Annotated in this window: 23 protein-coding genes, 1 tRNA gene and 1 riboswitch; of the genes, 8 read left to right on the top strand and 16 right to left on the bottom strand. The window is 70.4% G+C overall.

The features are described 5' to 3' along the window. Positions 1 to 115: 115 nt before the first annotated feature. The 13 genes from A3G1_RS0104205 to A3G1_RS0104145 form a co-directional block, all read right to left on the bottom strand. A complete protein-coding gene (locus A3G1_RS0104205) occupies positions 116 to 334 on the bottom strand; it encodes a hypothetical protein (RefSeq protein ID WP_018348213.1) in 219 nt (72 codons plus the stop codon). Beyond that, positions 331 to 648 carry an HNH endonuclease gene (locus A3G1_RS39415; protein WP_026211795.1) on the bottom strand — a complete coding sequence of 106 codons (318 nt, stop codon included), beginning with the start codon at positions 646 to 648 and terminating at the stop codon, positions 331 to 333. The genes A3G1_RS0104205 and A3G1_RS39415 overlap by 4 nt, the downstream gene beginning before the upstream one ends. Further along, a complete protein-coding gene (locus A3G1_RS0104195; RefSeq protein WP_018348211.1) occupies positions 645 to 1,937 on the bottom strand; it encodes a hypothetical protein in 1,293 nt (430 codons plus the stop codon). Before A3G1_RS0104195 ends, A3G1_RS39415 begins: the two co-directional genes overlap by 4 nt. Positions 1,938 to 2,111: 174 nt before the next feature. Next, positions 2,112 to 2,297, bottom strand: a complete 186-nt coding sequence (locus tag A3G1_RS0104190; RefSeq protein ID WP_157640907.1) for a hypothetical protein — start codon at positions 2,295 to 2,297, stop codon at positions 2,112 to 2,114. Continuing rightward, complete coding sequence (locus A3G1_RS38120) at positions 2,297 to 2,968, bottom strand: hypothetical protein (RefSeq protein ID WP_018348209.1); 672 nt, start codon at positions 2,966 to 2,968, stop codon at positions 2,297 to 2,299. The genes A3G1_RS0104190 and A3G1_RS38120 overlap by 1 nt, the downstream gene beginning before the upstream one ends. Beyond that, the gene (locus tag A3G1_RS33065) at positions 2,965 to 3,402 is read right to left on the bottom strand and encodes a RusA family crossover junction endodeoxyribonuclease (protein WP_018348208.1); all 438 of its coding nucleotides are present in this window, start codon (positions 3,400 to 3,402) and stop codon (positions 2,965 to 2,967) included. Before A3G1_RS33065 ends, A3G1_RS38120 begins: the two co-directional genes overlap by 4 nt. 16 nt (positions 3,403 to 3,418) lie before the next feature. Next, on the bottom strand, positions 3,419 to 3,940 hold the full coding sequence (locus A3G1_RS38115; protein WP_018348207.1) for a hypothetical protein: 522 nt from the start codon (positions 3,938 to 3,940) through the stop codon (positions 3,419 to 3,421). A gap of 208 nt (positions 3,941 to 4,148) precedes the next feature. Then, positions 4,149 to 6,824, bottom strand: a complete 2,676-nt coding sequence (locus A3G1_RS33055) for a phage/plasmid primase, P4 family (RefSeq protein ID WP_018348206.1) — start codon at positions 6,822 to 6,824, stop codon at positions 4,149 to 4,151. Continuing rightward, the gene (locus A3G1_RS42270) at positions 6,802 to 7,770 is read right to left on the bottom strand and encodes a DNA cytosine methyltransferase (protein ID WP_169437520.1); all 969 of its coding nucleotides are present in this window, start codon (positions 7,768 to 7,770) and stop codon (positions 6,802 to 6,804) included. Before A3G1_RS42270 ends, A3G1_RS33055 begins: the two co-directional genes overlap by 23 nt. Positions 7,771 to 7,787: 17 nt before the next feature. Continuing rightward, a complete protein-coding gene (locus A3G1_RS0104160; protein ID WP_018348204.1) occupies positions 7,788 to 8,321 on the bottom strand; it encodes a hypothetical protein in 534 nt (177 codons plus the stop codon). A gap of 73 nt (positions 8,322 to 8,394) precedes the next feature. Then, positions 8,395 to 9,126 carry a PD-(D/E)XK nuclease family protein gene (locus tag A3G1_RS33045; RefSeq protein WP_018348203.1) on the bottom strand — a complete coding sequence of 244 codons (732 nt, stop codon included), beginning with the start codon at positions 9,124 to 9,126 and terminating at the stop codon, positions 8,395 to 8,397. Further along, entirely contained in the window at positions 9,123 to 9,431 is a 309-nt protein-coding gene (locus A3G1_RS0104150; RefSeq protein ID WP_018348202.1) for a hypothetical protein, read from the bottom strand. Before A3G1_RS0104150 ends, A3G1_RS33045 begins: the two co-directional genes overlap by 4 nt. After that, on the bottom strand, positions 9,428 to 9,661 hold the full coding sequence (locus A3G1_RS0104145) for a LexA family protein (protein WP_018348201.1): 234 nt from the start codon (positions 9,659 to 9,661) through the stop codon (positions 9,428 to 9,430). The genes A3G1_RS0104150 and A3G1_RS0104145 overlap by 4 nt, the downstream gene beginning before the upstream one ends. A gap of 407 nt (positions 9,662 to 10,068) precedes the next feature. On the opposite strand from A3G1_RS0104145, the gene A3G1_RS0104140 reads away from it, so the two are divergent. Further along, on the top strand, positions 10,069 to 10,872 hold the full coding sequence (locus A3G1_RS0104140) for a helix-turn-helix domain-containing protein (RefSeq protein ID WP_018348200.1): 804 nt from the start codon (positions 10,069 to 10,071) through the stop codon (positions 10,870 to 10,872). A gap of 219 nt (positions 10,873 to 11,091) precedes the next feature. Then, positions 11,092 to 11,589, top strand: a complete 498-nt coding sequence (locus tag A3G1_RS0104135) for a hypothetical protein (protein ID WP_018348199.1) — start codon at positions 11,092 to 11,094, stop codon at positions 11,587 to 11,589. Between the two features lie 57 nt (positions 11,590 to 11,646). Here the strand turns inward: A3G1_RS0104135 and A3G1_RS0104130 are convergent, their stop codons facing one another. Further along, positions 11,647 to 12,783: a tyrosine-type recombinase/integrase gene (locus A3G1_RS0104130; RefSeq protein ID WP_245563434.1), complete on the bottom strand. Its 1,137-nt coding sequence runs from the start codon at positions 12,781 to 12,783 to the stop codon at positions 11,647 to 11,649. Positions 12,784 to 13,010: 227 nt separating this feature from the next. Beyond that, complete coding sequence (locus tag A3G1_RS0104125; RefSeq protein ID WP_018348197.1) at positions 13,011 to 13,523, bottom strand: DUF1444 domain-containing protein; 513 nt, start codon at positions 13,521 to 13,523, stop codon at positions 13,011 to 13,013. 92 nt (positions 13,524 to 13,615) lie between these two features. On the opposite strand from A3G1_RS0104125, the gene A3G1_RS0104120 reads away from it, so the two are divergent. The 3 genes from A3G1_RS0104120 to A3G1_RS0104110 all read left to right on the top strand — a co-directional run bounded on the left by A3G1_RS0104120 (position 13,616) and on the right by A3G1_RS0104110 (position 15,886). Beyond that, a tRNA-Arg gene (locus A3G1_RS0104120) sits at positions 13,616 to 13,688 on the top strand. Positions 13,689 to 13,869: 181 nt separating this feature from the next. Further along, on the top strand, positions 13,870 to 14,451 hold the full coding sequence (locus A3G1_RS38105) for an SMI1/KNR4 family protein (protein ID WP_018348196.1): 582 nt from the start codon (positions 13,870 to 13,872) through the stop codon (positions 14,449 to 14,451). An 82-nt stretch (positions 14,452 to 14,533) separates the two neighbouring features. Beyond that, positions 14,534 to 15,886, top strand: coding sequence for a dipeptidase (locus tag A3G1_RS0104110; protein WP_018348195.1), 1,353 nt, complete (start codon positions 14,534 to 14,536; stop codon positions 15,884 to 15,886). 56 nt (positions 15,887 to 15,942) lie between these two features. Here the strand turns inward: A3G1_RS0104110 and A3G1_RS0104105 are convergent, their stop codons facing one another. Next, the gene (locus A3G1_RS0104105; protein WP_083936728.1) at positions 15,943 to 16,290 is read right to left on the bottom strand and encodes a nuclear transport factor 2 family protein; all 348 of its coding nucleotides are present in this window, start codon (positions 16,288 to 16,290) and stop codon (positions 15,943 to 15,945) included. 91 nt (positions 16,291 to 16,381) lie between these two features. On the opposite strand from A3G1_RS0104105, the gene A3G1_RS0104100 reads away from it, so the two are divergent. The 3 genes from A3G1_RS0104100 to A3G1_RS38100 all read left to right on the top strand — a co-directional run bounded on the left by A3G1_RS0104100 (position 16,382) and on the right by A3G1_RS38100 (position 19,488). After that, a complete protein-coding gene (locus A3G1_RS0104100; protein ID WP_040477339.1) occupies positions 16,382 to 17,185 on the top strand; it encodes a metal-dependent hydrolase in 804 nt (267 codons plus the stop codon). An 8-nt stretch (positions 17,186 to 17,193) separates the two neighbouring features. Beyond that, positions 17,194 to 18,141 carry an alpha/beta hydrolase gene (locus tag A3G1_RS0104095; protein WP_018348192.1) on the top strand — a complete coding sequence of 316 codons (948 nt, stop codon included), beginning with the start codon at positions 17,194 to 17,196 and terminating at the stop codon, positions 18,139 to 18,141. Positions 18,142 to 18,338: 197 nt separating this feature from the next. Then, positions 18,339 to 18,488, top strand: a riboswitch (cyclic di-AMP (ydaO/yuaA leader). Between the two features lie 52 nt (positions 18,489 to 18,540). Continuing rightward, positions 18,541 to 19,488, top strand: a complete 948-nt coding sequence (locus A3G1_RS38100) for a C40 family peptidase (RefSeq protein ID WP_245563432.1) — start codon at positions 18,541 to 18,543, stop codon at positions 19,486 to 19,488. Positions 19,489 to 19,553: the final 65 nt, after the last annotated feature.

Raw genomic sequence — 19,553 nt, 5'->3', positions numbered from 1 at the left:
GCGCACCTCCCCGTGACGGCGTGCGGTCACTTTCGGTGCGGGTTCACGACCCTGAAACCCGTACAGCCCCAGGAAAGCTATGACTGTCCGATAGGGCTTTTCCCGGGTGAGGGGGTCACTCCCCAGGGTCGTCGCTGTCCGTGACGGTCGACGGGGTGCTCGCGCCGAGTGCCCGGCTGGGCTGGCGCTTGGCGCGGGCGGGCTGCTCGTCGACCAGCTCGGCGACATCGCGCTCGACAAGGAACTCGGCGGACGGGCGGTCGTAGTCGACCAGGGCGCCGCGCTTGTGCTGGGCGATATCGCGAAGGATCTTGACGGTGACGGTCTCGCTCATGATGGGGTGATCTCTCCGGGGTGCGGCTCTCGTGGCCGGTAGCGGGATGGGCGAGCGAGGCGGGCGGCGTGCGCACCCTCGCGGGCTGACTTCTTGCCGTGGTGCCAGGCGCACAGGCTTTGCAGGTTGCTGAGCCGGTGGTCGCCGCCGCGCCGGATGTGGTCAACCTCGTCGGCGGGCTCGGTACAGCGCTCGTCGTACTCGGTGATCGCGCGGCATCGGTACCCGTCGCGGGCGAGGACCCGGGCGCGGCGGCGCGGCCAGTCGGGGGGTAGCTGCTGGGCGCGGGCCGAGCCAGCCCATCCGCCGCTCACGGCGCCCACCTGACGGCGACGCGCGGGGCCGACCGCGGGGCGGTGCCCGTGAAGTTGGCCGGGGGCGAGGTGCCGACTCCGGTCTGTCCATAGCCGCTCGCGGTGCCGGTACCGGATGGCGGCACGTCGGTCGCCACCAGCGGATGCCAGGTGTTCGCGGCACGCACACCCGGGGCGGCGCCCTGGGCGAGTAGCCCGAACCAGTAGACGGGGCTGGTGAACGTGAACAGCCCGCCCGTGGGGGTCCACAGCTTCGCCCCGGTGCTGCTGGCGTCCTGTAGCCCGAGGTCGGCGAGCTGGGCGGCGGGCTGCCCGGAAGGGGTGGCGCCGTAGATCAGGAAGCGGAGCGAGGCGCCCACGGCTGAGGGGCTCACGTCCACCGAGAAGGCGTCGGCGACGCTGCCGGGGTGCACCAGGAACGGCACGAGCAGCAGCTCGCCGAGCGTGACCGTGACGGAGGACAGCACGGGCCCGACCGGCGGGACGATCGACCAGCGGCCCGGGATCGGGCGCTGAGCGAGGCTGACCAGCGGCACTCGCGCCGGGTCGAGCACGCCGGACACCAGGGCGGCGGCGTCGTGGGTGTGCGCGCCGGGCGGGTGCGTGTGGTCGAGCAGCGCATACCGCTCGTCGTGCGTGTGCCCGGCGGCGGCGAACCCGGTGTGGGTGTGGGCGATCGGCGCGTACCGCGTGTCATACCGGGTGTCGTGATCGTGCCCGGTCGCGGCGTACCCGGGGTGGGTGTGCTCGGTGAGCGCGTAGCGGCCATCGTGGGTGTGCGCCGCATCGGCGTAGCCGGGATGGGCGTGCCCGAGCGGCGAGTACCGGTCATCGTGGGCGTGATCCGCCGGGGCGTATGGGTGCGTGTGCGCGAGCGGCGCGTACCGGTCGGCCAGCGACACGGCACCGGTTCGGTTGTCCACGCTGGACACTGCCCCGCCCCCGCCGATGGGCACGAGGGCCGCTGGCGGGGGCGGGGGCACGGCGAGCACGTCACGCAGCTCGAACGGGCCACCAGCGGGCAACACCACCGTGTGCCGGTAGGTGCCGTGTGTGGTGAACTCCGTGATCAGGTAGTGCGTGCCCGCCGGGATCAGGGAAGCATTCGGGGCGAGGTCGAGGGACCAGCGGCCCGCCGGGTCTGCGTCGACCTGGGCGCGGTGCACGATCGCCCCATCGGGAAGGTAGCCCGCGAGGTCCGGGGCGGCGGTGACCAGCTCGGCGACCACGCTGACTGGGTGGGCGGGCTCGCCGGTAGGTGTGCGGCTGATGCTGCGGATGATCGCCAACTCGCCCCGCCTCCCGCCGTCTCTGACGGCCTCGAAAGCGGTTGCTGTGTGTGTTGCCCGGTGCGGCCGGGCGGGGCGAGGGCACGAAAAAACCCCGGGCCGCAAAGGGTCCGGGGCTCTCTCGGGTGCAGTACACCAACGTGATATCTATCCTCTTCGGTCCAGGTCAGAAGGTCAATGGATCTTGGCTGTGAGAGGCGTCGCGAGCAGGTGTTCTACGTCTTCCAGGGCGTAGAAGACGACCCGCCCCTCGCGGTAGCGGCGCCAGCGCTGCTCGGACGCGAGACGGTGCACCGTGCCGAGCGGGCGGCCGGTCAAGGCGGAGATGTCGGCGGCGGTGAGCGCCGCAACCCGGGGCATCACGCCGCCGCCCGCGCCGGGGAGACGAGAGGGGCCGAGCGGCGGACCGCGAACCACTGGTCGCGGCCCCACCTGTGCGCCTCGGGGTCGAGGTCACACTCGATCCGGGATCGCTCCGGGCGGTCGACGTGCACCACCCCGACCAGCAGCCCTGAGCACCCGGGGAGCGGGCATCCCCTTCCGAGCTGGGTCCGGCGCGGCGGGCACGGGTAGGCGGCGCGGTCGGCTTGGTGCACCAGGTCGGCCAGCTCGTCACAGAAGTCGCCGCCCGCCGCGTGCGCCGCCAGCCAGTTGAGCTGTCCGAGCAGGAAGCCGACCAGCGGCCCGGCGGCGCGTTCCGGTGCGTCGACCCCCCGCTCATCGACGCACAGCCCGGCCCACTCCGCGAGTACCCCGACGATCGCGGCACGGGCCTCAACAGCCGGGAGCGCGATAGGCAGGCTGGGTGACGACGTGCCGCTCACCTTGTCGTGCAGCCCGGTCGAGCGGGCGAGCGCGGCCTCGCAGTCGAGATACAGCGCGGCGAGGCTGGTGAGGAACTCTCCCGCCCGGTCGCGGCACACCCAGCACAGCAGGAACCCCGGGGCGGCCGGTCGCGGGTTGAGGTCGACTTTGTCGTCGGTGCGCTGGCAGCGCGGCGAGACGCAGTACACCATCGTGGGGATCTTCACTCGGTCACGCTCCAAATCTGGATGTACGCCCCGGTGGTCGGGAGCGCGAGAGGGTGTTCGTCGGGGTACGTCTTGCACGCGGTCAGTTCGATGACCTGCGCGTCGTCGTGCCACACCCCGGCATCGGTGAGGGCGTCGAGAATCGCGCGGGCGAGCTTGTCGACATCGGGCCGCTTGCTCGGCCACGTCTGGATGCGCTTGGGGGCCGACTTGGGTTTCGGCACCGTGAGCACGGCGAGGACCTGTACGGGGCCGAGGAACGGCTCGGTGCGGCCCTGCTCGGCGAGGGCGTCGCGGGCGGCGGCGGTGACGAGCTGCCGCCACGGCCGGAGACGCCGGGACGAGTCGACGAGCCTGCCGCCCCCAACGTGCTTGAGGCTCCCTTGTGGAGCCGGGTCACCGAAGGCGTAAATCGAGGCAATGAGTTCGGACAAGGGGTTTGCCTCCTGTTCAGTAGGGCGGGATCTGGTCGGCGGCGACAGCGCGCCAAGGGGCGGGGATCACGCCCGCGATGCGCTCGGCCTGCCCGGCGGCGACCAGGCGGCGGAGCAGGTTTTCGGCCGTCTCGATCGACAGCCCGAGGCGCACGGCTACCCCGGTGGTGAGGTCCGGGCCGTGGGCGAGCAGATGCTCGCGGACCCTGCTCGCGTTCCGGGAGATGTACGGGACCGCGGCCGGGGCTGCCCGGGGTGGCGGCACGGGCGGGGCGGCCGGAAGCGCCTCGCCGCAACGGTGATCGGCGACGACCGGGCCGCCGAGCGCGGTTCGGGTCGCGTCGAGCCGCACCAGCTCGCCGCGCTGGAGCACGTACGTCGAGCGCCCGGCGACGAGGGCGGCGAGTATCCCGTCGCGGCCGAGGGGCTGCGTGGTCGCGTGCACGGGGACGCCTTCGGCGATGCCGGTGAGCACCAGCTCGCGGCAGCGCGGGCACGGGCCGGGTAGTACCTGGGTGGTGATGAGGTGATCGGACACGGTGAGCCTCTCGGGGAGGGCCGTGCCAGACAGTGCCGATCGTTCCGGAGGTTGTTTCTCTTCTGTTCCTGTGTGAGAACCAACCTCTAGGAATCTCCGGCACTATCCGGCACGGAGAAGGGTTGAGCTGGGAAAACACCCGTGCCGCTTCGGTTAGGAAATGCGGCACCTCAGCGGCACTGACAGGGCCGTAAGCGGCACTGCCGGGCTAGCGGTCGGCCCAGTGACGGGACGCAGTGCCGCTTTCCGTGCCGCTTTCGGGTGCCGCTTCCAGCAGGGTCACGCCGAGGTAGAACCGGCGCCCGTTGCTGCGGTGCGGCTGAACGTCGTACCGGGTGCGCAGCTCGCGCCCGAACATCTGCGACGAGATCGGGCGCTCGCCTTCCTCGGCACACCAGGATTCGTAGGCGGCCCGCACGTCCCCGACGCTGGCGCGCACCAGCGCGCCGCCCCCGATGTGCAGCCGGTCGTCTGCGAACCTCGCGAGGTGATCCTCTTCGGCGGCGTAGTCGGCGGTCGCCGCACGCACGCTGTCGGGGTCACGCAGCCCGTGAGCGAGCGCGTCGATAGCGCCCGCGATGATCCACGCGAGGATGCCCGGCCCCTCCTGCTCGACCAATCGGTCGGCGAGACCTTCCTCGCGCTGCTCTTCGGGCACGGTGCGGGTGAACGGCACCAGGCGCAGACGCCGCCAGAACGACACCCCGCCCGCCTTGACGCTGGGCTGGTGATTGCCCATCAGCCACAGCGTGTGGGACGGCACGAACTCGAAGTGGTTCTTGTGCAGGAACCTCGCGGTCAGCTCATCGCCACCCGTCAAAAGCTTGATCTTGGCCTCGTCGAACCGGTCGGCCTGGTTGACCTCGCTACAGATGACGAACCTCATGCCGTCGAGGCGGGCGACTTCGGTCTCGTGCTGCTCGCGCCCGGACATGAGGAACCCGGCGGGGGCGGTACCCGCGTATGTCCCAAGTAGCCGCTTGACGACATCCATGAACACGCTCTTGCCGTTGCCGCCGGACCCGTGCAGGAACGGCAGCACATGGTGAGTCACGCGGCCCGTCGCCGAGTACCCGACCAGGCGTTGCACGTACCCGGCGAGCGCCGGGTCGCCGCCGAACGTGTCGGCGAGGAACCGCGACCAGCGCTCGACTGGGTGCCCGGGGTCGGGGGTGACGAGCGCGGACCGGGTGTGCAGCTCGCCCGGGTCAGACGGCCGGAGCGCTCCGGTACGAAGGTCGACCGTGCCGCCCGGGGTGCACAGCGCGAACGGGTCACCGTCGAGCAGCGCGGCCGGGGCGACGACACGGCGGTCGGTGCGGGCGAGGGCGACCATCGCCTCAAGGGCCGAGCGGCCCAGCGACCGGGAACGGTGCTTGCGGGCCGCATCGTCGTCGGCAGGCATAGCCCGCACGATCCGCCGGGCGTGCTCGATCACCGTCCCGGCGGTGTCCCATACCCAGCGCGCCCCGTCCCACGTGAGCCAGAGCCCGCGCTCGGGGACGTAGCGCACCCGGTCGCCGATCGCGTCGACCAGCAGCACGGCGTTACCGTCGTCGCTGTAGGACACGGGCAGCGCCGCCGCCGGTCCGGGGTCCGGCTCAGGATCGGGGAGAGCACGGGCGGCGGTGCCGTCGACCAGGGCGAGGCGTCGCTCGACCGGCGCGGCCGACGCCGCTTCGGTCGAGGGGGCCGCCCTCGGCGGCGGGTTCTCGGGGCTGGCGCGGGGCGCCGGGACACGGACACCCCGGGTGCCCCGGATCGCGGCGAGCACCGTGCCCGGCAGCGCGAGCGCGGCGCGGGATGCCCCGGCGGTACCAGCGGCGGCGGCGGCGAGGTCGCGGGCTGCGGCCTGCTCGTCGCCGTGGTGGTGCAGGTGAGCCCAGACTCGGCCCATCGTGAGGCGCTGCCCCGGGCCGGAGGGGAGCCCGGCGGCGTCGGAGTGCACAACCAGGCTGGGTACTCCGTTGATGTTTGCCCGCGCCGAGTACGCCGAGGACGAGTCGCCGGGCCGCTTCCACAGCTCGGCCCCGGTGCGCTCGTGAGCTACCAGGGTCCAGCCCTCGGGGGCGAGAATGTCGGCCCACGTGGCGTGCTCGGCGAGCGCGTCGAACGGGCCGGACCCTCCGGGCGACTTGAACCGGGAGGCGACATCCCGCGACCGGGGTGCGGCCGGAGCGGCCACAGGCGGCGTTGCCGTGGGCAGCTCGATCGCGGCGGCGGCGTCGAGCAGCTCGCCGAGCGTGAACGAGGCGCCTTCCGCCTCGATGATCCGGCACGGGCGGGGGTCGCTCGTCTTGCGGTTGACCGAGCCCGGCAAGCGCAGCACCCTCGCCAGGTCACCGACGCCGGTGCCGTAATGCCAGCCGAGCCGGGTCGCGCTCGCCCCGATGATGTGTTGCCACTTCGCCGACAGCGCCGCGAGCTGGTCGAGGTCGCCGTCGATGACGTGCGGGGTAGTGAGGTACCAGATCGGGTAGAGCCCGCCCCCGCTGTGAATCCACAGTGAAGGGTCAGGGAGTCCCGACGTGGTGATGATCGAGCGGGCGGCGGCCTCGGTCGGCGGGAGCGGCAGCGAGCCGGGCGGCATCTTGTGGCCGGGGCCGTCGATGTCGAGGTCTGCCCACAGCGCCGGGAGCGCGGCGGACAGGTTCGCCCCTCCCCGTTCGCCCCGGGCGGGGGCTCGGGTGATGGTGGTCATCCGGACGTACACCCCGGCGCGGCCTTCGGCGTCGAGCTGTTGCGCGTAGGCGGCGGCCTGGTCGAGCTGGTCGACGGCGAAGGATCGTCCGGCCCATGCGTCGGTGCCGGAGATCGCTACCCGCCCCGGTGAGTCGCCATGTAGCAGCGCGAGCCAGTTCTCAACCTCTTCGCGGTCGAACAAGGCGGGTGCTCCTTTCACTGATGGAGTTGTGGTGTGTGACCACCCGGCGGGTGATCCACTCGGCGACCGGCACGGCGACCGCGTTACCGAGCTGCGAGATCCGGGGCACATCCCCCTGGGGACGGCCGTGCGATGTGGAGGTCCAGCCGTCCGGGAAGCCCTGTAGCCGCTCGTACTCCAGCGGGACCAGGCGGCGGACGGCGGACGGACCGGCGGTGCGGATGTGACCAGCCAAGACGTATTGATCGTTCACGCCCGCCGTGCCGTGCCCGCGCGGGCTGCGGCTGGTCTGGAGCGGGCCGACGACTACGGGCTCTCGGTCGCTGCGAGCAGGGCCAGCGCCGCGCGAAGGTCCGGCGGCAGTCGGCGGCCCCGGCGGTCGATGCGGCGCAGGATGCCCTGAGCTGCTTTCGGGCTCAAGTAGTACTGCGGCGGGATCTCCGTCGCCGCGATGGCCGAGAAGGAAGACGCGGCGGCGTCGCTGGGGTACTCCGAAGAACTGAGCGTCGAGTACCCGCCAGCACACGCGATACCCGAGGTCGGCCAGCGTCCCGAGGACGGCGCCCATGTCGCGCCCGCCGCCGGATGTGAGCAGCCCGACGACGTTCTCGGCGAGCAGCCAGGCGGGGCGCAGCTCGTCGACGAGCCGGGCGAACTCGAAGAACAACCCGCTTCGGGCGCCGTCGAGCCCGGCGCGGTTACCGGCGGTGGAGAGGTCTTGGCAGGGCCAACCGGCGGTGACGAGCAGGTCGTCAGCCCCGGCAGGGAGAGCTGCCCGGAGATCATGTGCAGTTACCTCGCGGATGTCGCCGAGCACAGGCAGCTCGGGGAAGCGGTCAGACAGCACGCCCCGCGCGGCTTCGTCGATCTCGACGGCGGCGCCAGGGGCGCACCCGGCGCGGGCGGCGGCGAGATCGAACCCGCCGACGCCCGCGAACAGGCTCACGTGATGCAGCGCCACGGCTAGCCCTGAGCGGCGAGCTTCTCGTACAGCGCCCGCTGTTCCGGGCCGAGCTGGTCGAGCAGCGCGGCAGGCACGGCGGCCGGTGCCGGGGCGGGCGTCGCCACCGGGGCCGGGCTGGCGCTCGCGGCCGGGGCGGTGAACCTCGGGTGCGCGGCGATCCACGCCTCGGCCCGAGCGACCGCGGCCGGGTCGCTCGTGGCGTCGTGCAGCTCGTACGGGGGCTTGCCAGTGGCGCCGGGCTTGAGGCTGCCCTGAGCCATGCGCGCGAGGATCGTCTCGCCCACCTGGCGCTTGAGGCTGCCAACCAGGCGCCCGCCGAACCACAGCACGTCGTCGTACTGGCTGCCCGGCTGCCCGGTGTTCGGGTCGGCGGCGTCGAGGTCAACCACGCTGACCCTTACGGCGTCCTTGTCCCCGAACGCGGTGGTGATCTGCTCGACGTACTCGCTCGGACGCACGATCAGCAGGTGGCCGAGTACATCGCGCTCGGCGAGCTTGTCACCGCCGCTGGCGGCGGGTGCTGCGAAAGTCATGAGTGGTTCCTCTGTTCAGTTGTTGTGGAGTTGTCCGGCCACAGTGGCCGGTCGTGCGTGCTGCGGAACCCGGCTATGCCGTTGCCGCTCCGGGGCATCCGGCCGCATCGGCGGGACCACCAGGGCGCCAGAACGGGCACCAGGTGCAGCCCGCGCCGGGCTCGGCGGGCAGCGCCGCCGGGTCGAGCAGCCGGGACAGCTCGGCGACTCCGGCGAGGCGGGCGAGAGCGTCGGCGGCGAGCGCGTCGTCGTAGTCCTCAGACCACACGTGCAGCCCGTCGAGGAACCCCGACCGGGGGTAGCAGGCCAGAGCCACGCGGCGCACGTCGTGCCCGGCGCGCGCGAGACCGTAGCCGTACAAGTGGATCTGCGTCCTGTACTGCTGCCCCGGCCCGTCGCGCTTGATGCTCTTGAGGCTGTCGGCGCCGAGCACCTTGTGATCAATCACGGTGCCCGAGGCGGTGTCGAACAGGTCGGCGGTGCCGCTCATGGTCGGCGTGACCGCGACGCGCTGCTCGACGAGCCACCGGTCGCGGCCCTCGCGCCGGTTGTGCTGGGCGAAAGCATCAGCGAGCCAGGCGTGTACCGCCGTGCCGACGATCGCGGGCCAGGGGTCCGAGCTGGCGTTCACGTGCTCGGTGCCCGCCAGCTCGTACCCGACGCGCCGGGCGCACGGGTGTCCCGCGCTGCTCGGCCCTATGGTGCGCTGCCGCGACCGGGGTGCCCCGGCGGAGGCGGCACGCACAACCCCCTTGATCGCCGTGCCGAGCGGATCGGCCCCGGCGGGCGCAGAGAACAAGCTCACTCGATCGCCTCGCCCTCGACGAGCGAGAACCGGCGGCGGGTGGTCGTCGCGGTGCACTGCTCGACCAGATTCGCCGGGCTCAGAAGCCGTAGCTTCTGCATGTCGACCCGGCGCTCGGTGTAGCTGGTGTGCCGCACGACCGGGCGCCCGGCGATAGTCCCGACATCGGCGTCGGCGAGCCGTGCCTCGATCACGCGGCGCAGCTCAGCGGCAGCACTCGTCCACCGATCGGCCTCGGCCCGGAACCGCCGGTAGGCGTCGATCGTGCCCGCGAGGTCGTCGAGGGCAACCGGTTCGGTGGTCACAGGGTCACCGCCGTTCCGAGGTCGGTGAGGACCAGCGACCGGGACCGGCCGTAGGCGCGGCGCAGGTAGCCGCTGTTCGCCAGGCGCCGGAGGTGGTAATCGGCGGTCGTCGCGCTCAGCCCGGTCGCCGAGGCGATCTCTCGCAGGCTGGGCGGGTACCCGTGCTCACGGGTGTACCCGGCGATGCTGGCGAGCACCTCCCGGCGGGTGTCGGTAAGCACCTCGATCACAGTGCCTCCAATCTCAGTATTCAGTTATCGCGTACTCAAAGTGACTACACGGGGCGCGCGGCGGGGTTCCGCCGCGTTGCGCGCACCCCGGCCCGGCGTGAGCGGGCTGCCGACCAGGAGTCAGGCGGGGGCGGCCCGCTGGCGAGGCGGGCTGGTAGTGCTTGCACTGATGGAGTTCTCAAAGGTCAAGCGCCCTTGCGGCACACCTCGAACCTATGTGCGACCCGGGGCAGCGTCAACACTTTAAGATCAAGTCCGCCCGGACTCAGACTGAAAGGCTTAGTGCGGCTGTTCGAGATGCGGGTCACTGTGTTGATGCAACAACCCTGTAGAAAGACATGTGCGCGGGAGAGCGACCCGTGTGTCACGGAAGGACACTGAACAGCAATGCTGACCTGGGAAAACACGTGCTAACGCTGGCCGGGCTGATCACGGAGCAGCACGGGCGCATCACACACGAGGCGCTAGCGGCGGCGGTCGGGCTCGATGCGGGCGGGCTGCGCAAGCTCCGCGACGGCGTGAACACGGAGTTTCCGTTTCCGGCGACACTGCGCGAACTCGCCGCCGCGCTCGGGGTCACCCAGCTCGGCGCGGTCCAGGCTGCGGCGCAGGGCCTCGGCATCGACATGGGCCTCAGCGAGACGCCCCGGCGCACATTCGCCGCCGACCTCCCGCCGGAGACCGACGAGATACCCGGCCCGCTGCTCGACACCATCCTCGATCTGACATGGGGGCTCGTCGACCTGGCGCTCGGCGTGCAGCGCTACGAGGTACCCCCTCAGCCAGCCCCCGCCACCCTGACCGGCCCGACCCTCGCGGGACTGATCGGGGCGCACCGGGGCGAGCGGTCCCTCGCCGAGCTGGCGCGCGACGTGGGGGTCAAGTCACCCACCACCGTGCAAAGACTGGCGAAGGGGGAAAACTCAGAGTTTCCGCGCGTCGCCACGATCCACGGTCTCGCCCGCGCCCTCGGCGTCACACCCGGCGAAGTCGTGCTCGCCACCGCGGCGGGGCTCGGGTTCCGGATGGACGGGGCGGCGGCGCTGTCCTTCTTCGCCCACCGGATACCGCCCGAGGCTGACGAGCTGCCCGAGCCCAGCAAAGAAGCGATCCACTCAGCGGTGCGCGCGGCACTGGCGATCATCTACGCCACCGAGGCGCCACCCCAAACCGACAACATTATTTCCATAGTGGGCAAACGCCGGAAATAACAAGTGCGCCCGGGTTCACCCTGTGTGATCATGTACCGCCATCGTCTCTTCGGTCACAAGTTGACTCGTCACGTTTCCAGGGTCTATCTCACACGGCGGGATCGGAGAGGCTGGGCTTGAGTCTCGTATGATCGGGGCTCCTCTCGAACGCCTGTTCGAGCAGTACGGGGCCGGGGCGGTGTGTGCTCGCGCTGCCCCGGGAGTGGAGGAAGAACCGGAATGGAGCTGTTCACCAACACCTACGACCCAGTAGCCGCTAACGCGATCCGGCTGCGGCCCATCATCTTCGTGCCCGGAATGCCGTCATGGCGGTCGGCCCGGTACAGCCCCCAGCACGGCGGCTACCTGGTGCCCGACACCGTGAACACGGCCGGGCTGCGCTCGTCGCTGGCTATCGCGGACGCACGCGCCGAGCACTCCGGCAGCGCGGGCGCCCTCGGGGCGCGGTGCCCGGAGCGGGCCGCCTCGGCGCGGCTGATCGCCCTTGAGGATCTCGCCGCCGCGATGGTCGCCGCTGACGGCGGAGTCGAGGGCGCGGCGTTCCTGCTCGGCGTTGAACGCGACATGCTCGTCGTACGGCTGGACACGCTCGGCACCCGCGAGCGGCGCCACTTCGAACAGCTCACCACGGAATGCAGGCGCGACCGCGGGGGCCGCGTCCTGCTACTCCGGACCCGGTTAGAACTCGCCTCGGCCACGTGGTGCCACGTGTCCTAACATGAATCGGCCCCGGGTGACTGAGACTCATCCGGGGCCTTCTCCATTCAGGACTGACTACGCCGCGCGCCGCCGGGACTCGGCCCCGGGCCGCCGGGTGTCCAGCTCGACCACATCGGCGCCCTGACCCGCCACGCCCGGCGCGTCGTACATCCGCTGACCGGCAAGCAGCCCCCGCAGCTTGTCGCGGTGGGTGTCGATCCCGATGTACGCCATCGTCGTAGTGATCTGCTTGTGCCCAAGCAGGTGCTGAACCATCACGAGCGCATCGTCGCGCCCGCTGTCGCGCAGCTTCTCGTACAGCGCACGGGCCGCCGACCGGCGCATGGTGTGCCCGCCGACCCAATCCAGCTCAGGACCGGAGTAGCCCACAGCTTCCGCCGCGTGCTTGACCGCCTTACCGATTCCCGCCCGCCCAAACGGCTGCTCCGGGTCGATCGGCCAGTCAGGCACCATCCGGATAGCCCCCGGCGCTGCGCGCAGCCCACGGCGCAGCCCAGGCGATCCCATCACCAGCCGCGCCGGGAGCAGGTACCAGCCCGGCAGCAGCTTCGTCCGGCCCGTCACCTTCTTGTACCACTGGAAGTAGGCGACCAGCTCGTCACGCAGCTCAAGGCACATCGGCATCGTGAGCCGCTGGTGGGTCTTCTCTACAAGCAGGTCGATCTCAAGCCGCGCGAAATCAACGCTGTCGACCGTGAGCATCGCGGCCTCAACGGGGCGGCACCCCAGGTAAGCCCCGATCGCGCAAGCCATCCGCTCAACCGGGTGACGCGCCCCGGCGGCGTCGAGCATCTCGCCGAAGCGGACCGCCGGAATCTGGAGCATCTTCCGGCTAGGCGTCTTCTTGGAGTACTTGAGTTCGGCGACCGGGTTGAAGCTCGGCGAGATGTACGACCGAGACGACCGCATCCACTCCAGGAACCCGGCGAGGTGCGCCCGGTCGTTGTTCAGGCTGCGCTGCGTCTTGCCCTTACGCCGCCCGCCGAGGTGCGTGTCGCCGTGTTCGAGATCCTGCAAGCACAAGTCAATGTGCCTCACCGACAGGTCGGTCGAGCTGATGTTCGCCGCGACGGCCAGCAGCCGCGCGAGGGTGGTGCGGCGCTGGCGCTGCGTCGACTTGGCGAGCCGAGAGAACAGGCTCGAAGCCTGGTACTCGGTGATGGCCTCGGCGAGGGGGATGGAGTAGATCATGGGCACTGCCCTCCGGGTGATGTACTCCCGCGCCATGCTGGCCCCCGCTTCACTATTCAGTTGGACACTCACTCACCTCACACTACATCTAGTGCGGATGTTCTAGATCATCACTAGATCTAGTAGTGAGTGAGTGTGTGGAAAACCCCGACACCTGTGGATAACCCGCAACTCACGGACCTGCGGAAACACACCCAACGTGCACCGACACAAGCCCGCACGCCGAATCAGAACTGCTGCCAGCAGCCTTCTCTCCACACCAGCAGCGCGTCACTCAGCAGGTTCTCGTCGCCGGCGAAGAAGACCCGGTCCACGGTCCGCCGCGCCTTGTCCAGCCCTGCGGCCGACGCGCTGCCCGTCACGACAACAACATCCCTAGCGGGTACACCCACGATCAATTCACCCGAAACCGACGCACCCAGCTGTTCCCACAGCGCGTCCCCGGCCGCCAGCAGGCTGGATTCCATCCCGTCGAAGGACAGCATGAACGCGTGCGGCCCGCCGTGCAGCCGCACCCGCCCCAGCTGGGCAGCCAGGTTGCTGGTGGCCTGTTCGCGCAGCATGCAGCGGCCGAGGCCGAGCGTGGAGAGGTCCGCCGTCGTGACCAGGCGTTCCCCGTATGGCGGCCCGAAGGTGTACGCGAGGGTCAGCCCTGCCGCGAAGTCGTCCGTGACGATGTCCCCTGGCTCGCCGTCCCGGGGCCGGATCAGGGGAAGAAATGTGGTGTGGGTCACCTGCACTGGCCGAACCTATCCGGCGATTTGCCCCTTCAGCAATCAGCCGACCAGACCGGTTTCTTCCCCTTACTCTCAGGCTGTAACCTTCCCTCGTTGCGCCTGTAGCTCAGTGGATAGAGCGCCCGCCTTCTAAGCGGTTGGTCGTAGGTTCGAGCCCTACCAGGCGCGCCGGAGTGCCAGTCCGTGTCCTGCCCCGCCGAGAGAACCCCCTGTCCCCGGCCGCCGTCTGCTCGCCGTCCAGGAGTCCCAGACCACATCCGGTACCCGCGGAGCGACCGCCTCACCTCCGGCGGGGCATTCTGGGAACCGGCCTGTGTTCGCACCGCTCAGCCCCAGATCGAGGATTCTGATGGATCTCGCAGAGCTCGCCAGTTCCGCCTGGCGGGAGGTTGCCGCGTGGCTGGCCGCGTACGCGCCGGAGACGCTGGCCGGGGTGCGCCCCGCGGCTTCTGAGGCCGATCTGGCTGCCGTGGAGGCGGCGCTGGGTGTTCCGCTCTCCCCTGACATGACGGCGCTCTGGCGGGCCACCAGCGGCCTGCCGGCCCCTTCGTCTCTCCCGACTCCGCTGATCCCCGCCTGTTACCACCTCCTGAGCCCTCAGGAGGCGCTGGCCAGCTGGCAGCTGGGTAACCAGCTGGTCCGTTCCGGCGCCTCCCGTACGCCTCGCGAGCTGGAGACCGCGATCGCTTCCCAGTGCCGTCTCCCGGCCGGTTCTCCCGGCTCGACGTGGTTGCCGGCCTGGCTGCCGATCGCCGAGGACCGCTCGGGCAACGGCCTGTTCCTCGACTTGCGTCCTGGCCCGGCCCGCGGCTGCGTCCGCCGGTACAGCGTCGGCTACTGGCCGGAGTCCTCCGCCCCGGCCTGGCCTGGCGTCGCCGTCATGCTCACGGCCATCGCCGGGTCTCTGGCTGTACCGGTCCCCGCAACGTAGATCAACTCCTCCGGGTAACGGCTGGCGAACACCCGCGGGTCCCGGCTGCCGATCAGGCAGAATGATCTCCATGAGCCAGCCCATGACCCTGCCCGAGCTGCGGGCCGCGCTTGACGCGGTGCTGCCGGGAGTTCGCAAGGACCTGGAAGACCTCGCCCGGATTCCGAGTGTGGCCTTCCCTGGTTTCGATCACGGCCATGTCCAGCGTTCCGCTGACGCGACGGCCGCGCTGCTGCGCGCCGAGGGCATGGAGGTGGAGATCGTCCAGGTGGGCGAAGGCCAGCCTGCGGTGATCGGCCGGATTCCGGCTCCGCCCGGCGCGCCGACCGTCCTGCTGTACGCGCACCACGACGTCCAGCCCGCCGGTGACCCGTCCTCCTGGGACCAGGATGACCCGTTCGAGCCGGTGGAGCGGGATGGCCGCCTGTACGGCCGGGGTGTCGCCGACGACAAGGCCGGCATCATGGCGCACGTCGCCGCGCTGCGCGCCCACGGTTCGCGGCTGCCGGTGGGTGTGACGGTCTTCGTCGAGGGCGAGGAGGAGTACGGCTCGGCGACGTTCGACGAGCTGATCGAGCTGCACAAGGACAAGCTGGCCGCCGACGTGATCGTGATCGCGGACTCGGCGAACTGGGCGGTCGGCGCCCCGGCCCTGACCACGTCCCTGCGCGGCATCGTGAACGCGTTCGTCGAGGTCAGTACCCTGTCGCACGCTGTCCACAGTGGCATGTTCGGTGGCGCGAGCCCCGACGCGCTGACTGCTCTCTGCCGGCTCCTCGCCACTCTCCACGACGAGAACGGTGACGTCGCCATCGAGGGCCTGTCGCGTACCAGCGCCGGTGTGCCCGACGACTACCCGTCTGACCGGTTCCGCAGCGAGGCCGGTGTCCTGGACGGCGTGGACCTGATCGGCTCGGACCGGATCGTCGACCGGATCTGGACGAAGCCGTCGGCCACCGTCCTGGGTATCGACGCGCCTGGTGCCGAGGAGTCCGCGAACGCGCTCCAGCCTTCGGCCCGCGCGAAGGTCAGTATCCGGATCGGCCCGGGCGACCGTCAGGAGGGCGCGTTCGAGCTGCTGAAGAAGCACCTGGAGTCGCGGGCCCCGTGGGGCGCGCAGGTCAGGGTGACGCTGGACCACAGCGGTAACCCGTGTGTGATCGACCCCTCGGGCCCCGGTTACGAGGCGGCCCGGGACGCGCTGCGTGCCGCGTGGGACGGTGCCGAGCCGGTGAACATCGGCATCGGCGGGTCCATCCCGTTCATCGCCACGTTCCAGGCGGCGTTCCCGGAGGCCACGATCCTGGTGACCGGGATCGAGGATCCGGACTCGCGGGCGCACGGGCCGAACGAGAGCCTGCACCTGGCCGAGTTCGCGAAGGCCTGCCTGGCCGAGGCCCTGCTGCTGTCCAACCTGGCTGCCGGCGGTAAGTAACTGCACGTCGGAGGGCCGGGACGCACCACGCGTCCCGGCCCTCTCCCATCGGGGGCCTAGTCCCGCTCGTACACCTTCCGGAACTGGTCCTTGACGGAGATCTTCCCGTCCCTGATCAGGTAGACGTCCACTCCCCGGCGGAAGATCTCGCCGGTGGCGGTGGCCAGTGCCCAGCCGCCGAGGACGTGGTCGCCGAGGCCGACCGGGTCGTCGAGGATCAGTTCGATGCCGCCGAGGTCCGCGGTGATCTCCGCGGCCATCGCCTTGCCGACTTCTTCCTTGCCTTCGTATGTGGGGCCGACAGCCGGTGCGTACACCACGTCGTCGGTGAGGCAGTCCAGCACGGCGTCGACGTCCTGGCGCAGCCACGCGGCCAGGAAGTCGGTCACTACCTGTGAGCTCATGCCGCCATTATTTCAGTGACCTTGGCAACGATAAGGTCACGGCAGCGTGTCAGAACGCGCGCTCCACTGTCGAGCCGCGACTCTTCCCCTCATGGTTATGGGTCCTACTCACGCGTTGTCCGGTGCTGCGGCGTGGCTCGCTGGTTCGTGGGCGCTGGCGCAGTTCGCGAATGTCCATCAGCGACCTGCGGAAATCGTTGTGGGGGCTGCGGTGTGCGCGGGTGCGGCACTACTGCCCGATTTGGACTGTTCGGGCAGGGTCACCGCGAACAAGGGCGGCGCGACGGTCGCCCGCACGTTCGGCATCGTCTCGCTCTTCCTCGCCGAGTGCGTCGAGAAGTTCGCGCTGGCCGTCTACATGGTCACCCGCATGAAACACGACCCGAAACGCAAGAACGGTCACCGTACGCTCACCCACACCTGGGTGTTCAACGTGGCCCTCGGCGGTGGCGTGGCGTGGGCGGCCGGGCACTGGGGCAAGCCGTTCGTCATCGGCCTCCTCTTCTTCACCTTCGGGCTCGCGATCCGCGGCCTGCTGGCCGAGTGGGCCAAGGAACGCGGCTGGATCGTCGTGACGGTCCTGTCCGGTGCCGCCGCGTACGGCGGCTGGCTGTGGCTGCCCGCCGACCGGGGTTTCCCGTTGCTGGGCCTGGCGATCGGGGCCGGCGGGGTCATCCACACCTGGGGCGACATGATCACGAAGGCCGGCTGCCCGGTGCTGTGGCCGCTGCCCCTGGCCGGGCGGGCCTGGCGGGAGATCGGCGTGCCGGACTTCATGGCCGTGAAGGTCGGCGGCGGCTTCGAGGTGAAGGGCCTGCGGCCGTTCTTCCTGGTCACGTCCACGGTCGCGGCAATCGCGCTAGCCGTACCCGAGGTCACCAAGTACCTGCCATGATGGTGCCTATGGTGTGGGTGAAGGACATCCTCGGTGACGAGTACGAGGCGCGGACGCTCGATCTGCCGGCCGACGACCAGGGCAAGCCGGTCGCGACGCTGATCCGGCGCCGGACGACGCCGACGGACCGCGCCGTGCTGTACGTGCACGGGTACAACGACTACTTCTTCCAGACGCACCTGGCTGACTTCTTCACCGGCCTCGGGTACACCTTCTACGCCATCGACCTGCGCCGCTACGGCCGGAGCCTGCGCGAGGGCGAGGTCCCGTCGATGGTCACGAAGATCTCGTACTACTTCCAGGAGCTCGACGCCGCCGCCCGCATCATCCGCGAGGAGGACGGCCACAGCACCCTGGTCATCAACGCCCACTCCACCGGCGGCCTGACGACGTCGATGTGGGCGCACCGGATCCGGGGCACGCGCACCATCAGCGGCCTCACGCTCAACAGCCCGTTCCTCGACATCAACGCGAACTGGTTCCTGCGCCGCGTCGCCCCGGTCCTCCTCGCCCCGGTCGCCAAGCGTGACCCGCTGCGTGTCGTGCCGGCCGGGCTCGGTGGCGTGTACGGCGACAGCGTGCACGGCAGCCGTAAGGGCGAGTGGTGGTTCGACACGGCGTGGAAGCCGATCGAGGGCATCCCGACCCGGCTGGGCTGGCTGCTGGCCGTCGCGGACGCGCAGCGCCGCCTCCGCCAGGGCCTCGACATCGACGTTCCCGTCCTCGTCACGGCGTCGACGGAGAGCTACTTCCGTCCACAGTGGCACGATGACGCCCGCCGTACGGACTCCGTCCTCAACGTCGAGCAGATCGCGCAGTGGGCGCCGAAGCTCGGCAGGGACGTCACCCTGGAGCGCATCCCGGACGGCATGCACGACCTGACGCTGTCGGGCGAGCACGCCCGCGAGGCGTACTTCCGTTCCCTCAAGTCCTGGCTCGGCAAGCACGTCCAGTAACGGCCGTGCTCGTCCAGTAGCGACGGAGTCATAACGGAAGGTAATCGCAGGGAGAGTAACCCTCGCGTTTTCCTGCAGTTATACCGGGTGACCCTCGCGTCGTAGCCATCACGCTGGGTTGCATCGTCCCGATCCGCAGGTAACGTGGATCGGCGTCCGGACGTTAGCCGCCCATCCCTGGGTGGCGCCGGACAGGCCGCTGAGTCGCCATGACCGGTGAGCCGGGGACCCATCGCGGAGGGTGAGACTCCTTCCGCCGGGGTGAATCCGCACACGTGTGCCGCAGGCCACGATCGCGGTAGGGCGCGCCACTTCCCGTCCGAACCCGTCAGCTAACCCGGTAGGCGGAGCGCTGCCCGTTCCTTGTGCGGGCAGACGAGTGGAAGAGGGGCTCCCTCCTTGGCACCACATTCCGTGCCGAGGCTGCTGCGCGCCGTGCTCACCCTCGCGGGTGTGTCCGCGCTTGCCGTCTCGGTTCCCGTCGCTGCGCACGCCGACCCGGCCACCAGCACCGATCTCCAGGCGAAGATCGACCAGAACACCCGTGACCTGGCCCAGGCCGTGAAGGACTTCGACCTGGCCCGCGCCGAGCTCACCGGCACGAAGGTGATCGCCGACACTGTCGCGGCGAAGCTCAGCCCGCTGGACCTCCCGGCCCCGCCGCGCGCGTCCTCCCTGATCGACCAGGTCACCCCGGGCAACCGGATGCCGCTCGCCGACAGCGTCCGCGACATGACCGAGGCCCGTACCGAGCTGGCGGCGGAGAAGTCCCGCCTGGAGGGCCTGATCGCCACGCAGATGCAGCGTGAGCAGGAACTCGGCACGAAGAAGTCCGGCCTGGAAGCCACAGCCAGGCAGCTGAAGGCTGAGAAGGACGCAGCGGCGGAGCGTACCGCCGAGCAGCAGCGTCAGCAGCAGACGGCTTCCCGTTCGTCGAGCACGCCGCGCACCACCAGCGCGCAGCCCAGCAACGTGACCCCGCCGTCGGTTTCCGGCAAGGCAGGCGTCGCGGTGCAGTTCGCCTACGCACAGCTCGGCAAGCCCTACGTCTTCGGCGCGGCAGGCCCCGGCTCCTACGACTGCTCCGGCCTGACGATGGCCGCGTGGGGCGCCGCTGGTGTCGGCATCGGCGGGCACCAGACCAACGCGCAGTGGGCCGCGACGACGCGGATCAGCCGCTCGCAGCTCCAGCCCGGCGACCTGGTCTTCATGTACGGCCTCGGCCACGTGGGCATCTACGTGGGCAGTAACCAGGTCATCCACGCCCCGCAGCCGGGCGAGTCGGTGAAGATCACGTCGATCGACGCCTTCGGTTCCTACGACGGTGCGGGCCGCGTGCGCGCATAAAAACCAAACCCCCTTTTTCTGGTACCAGCAAGGAAAAGCGCCCACCATGCACACAGCGTGATGGG

The sequence above is a fragment of the Longispora albida DSM 44784 genome (assembly GCF_000379825.1).
In the GTDB taxonomy this organism is placed as follows: Bacteria; Actinomycetota; Actinomycetes; order Mycobacteriales; family Micromonosporaceae; genus Longispora; species Longispora albida.
This window is presented reverse-complemented; position numbering and strand designations above follow the sequence as displayed.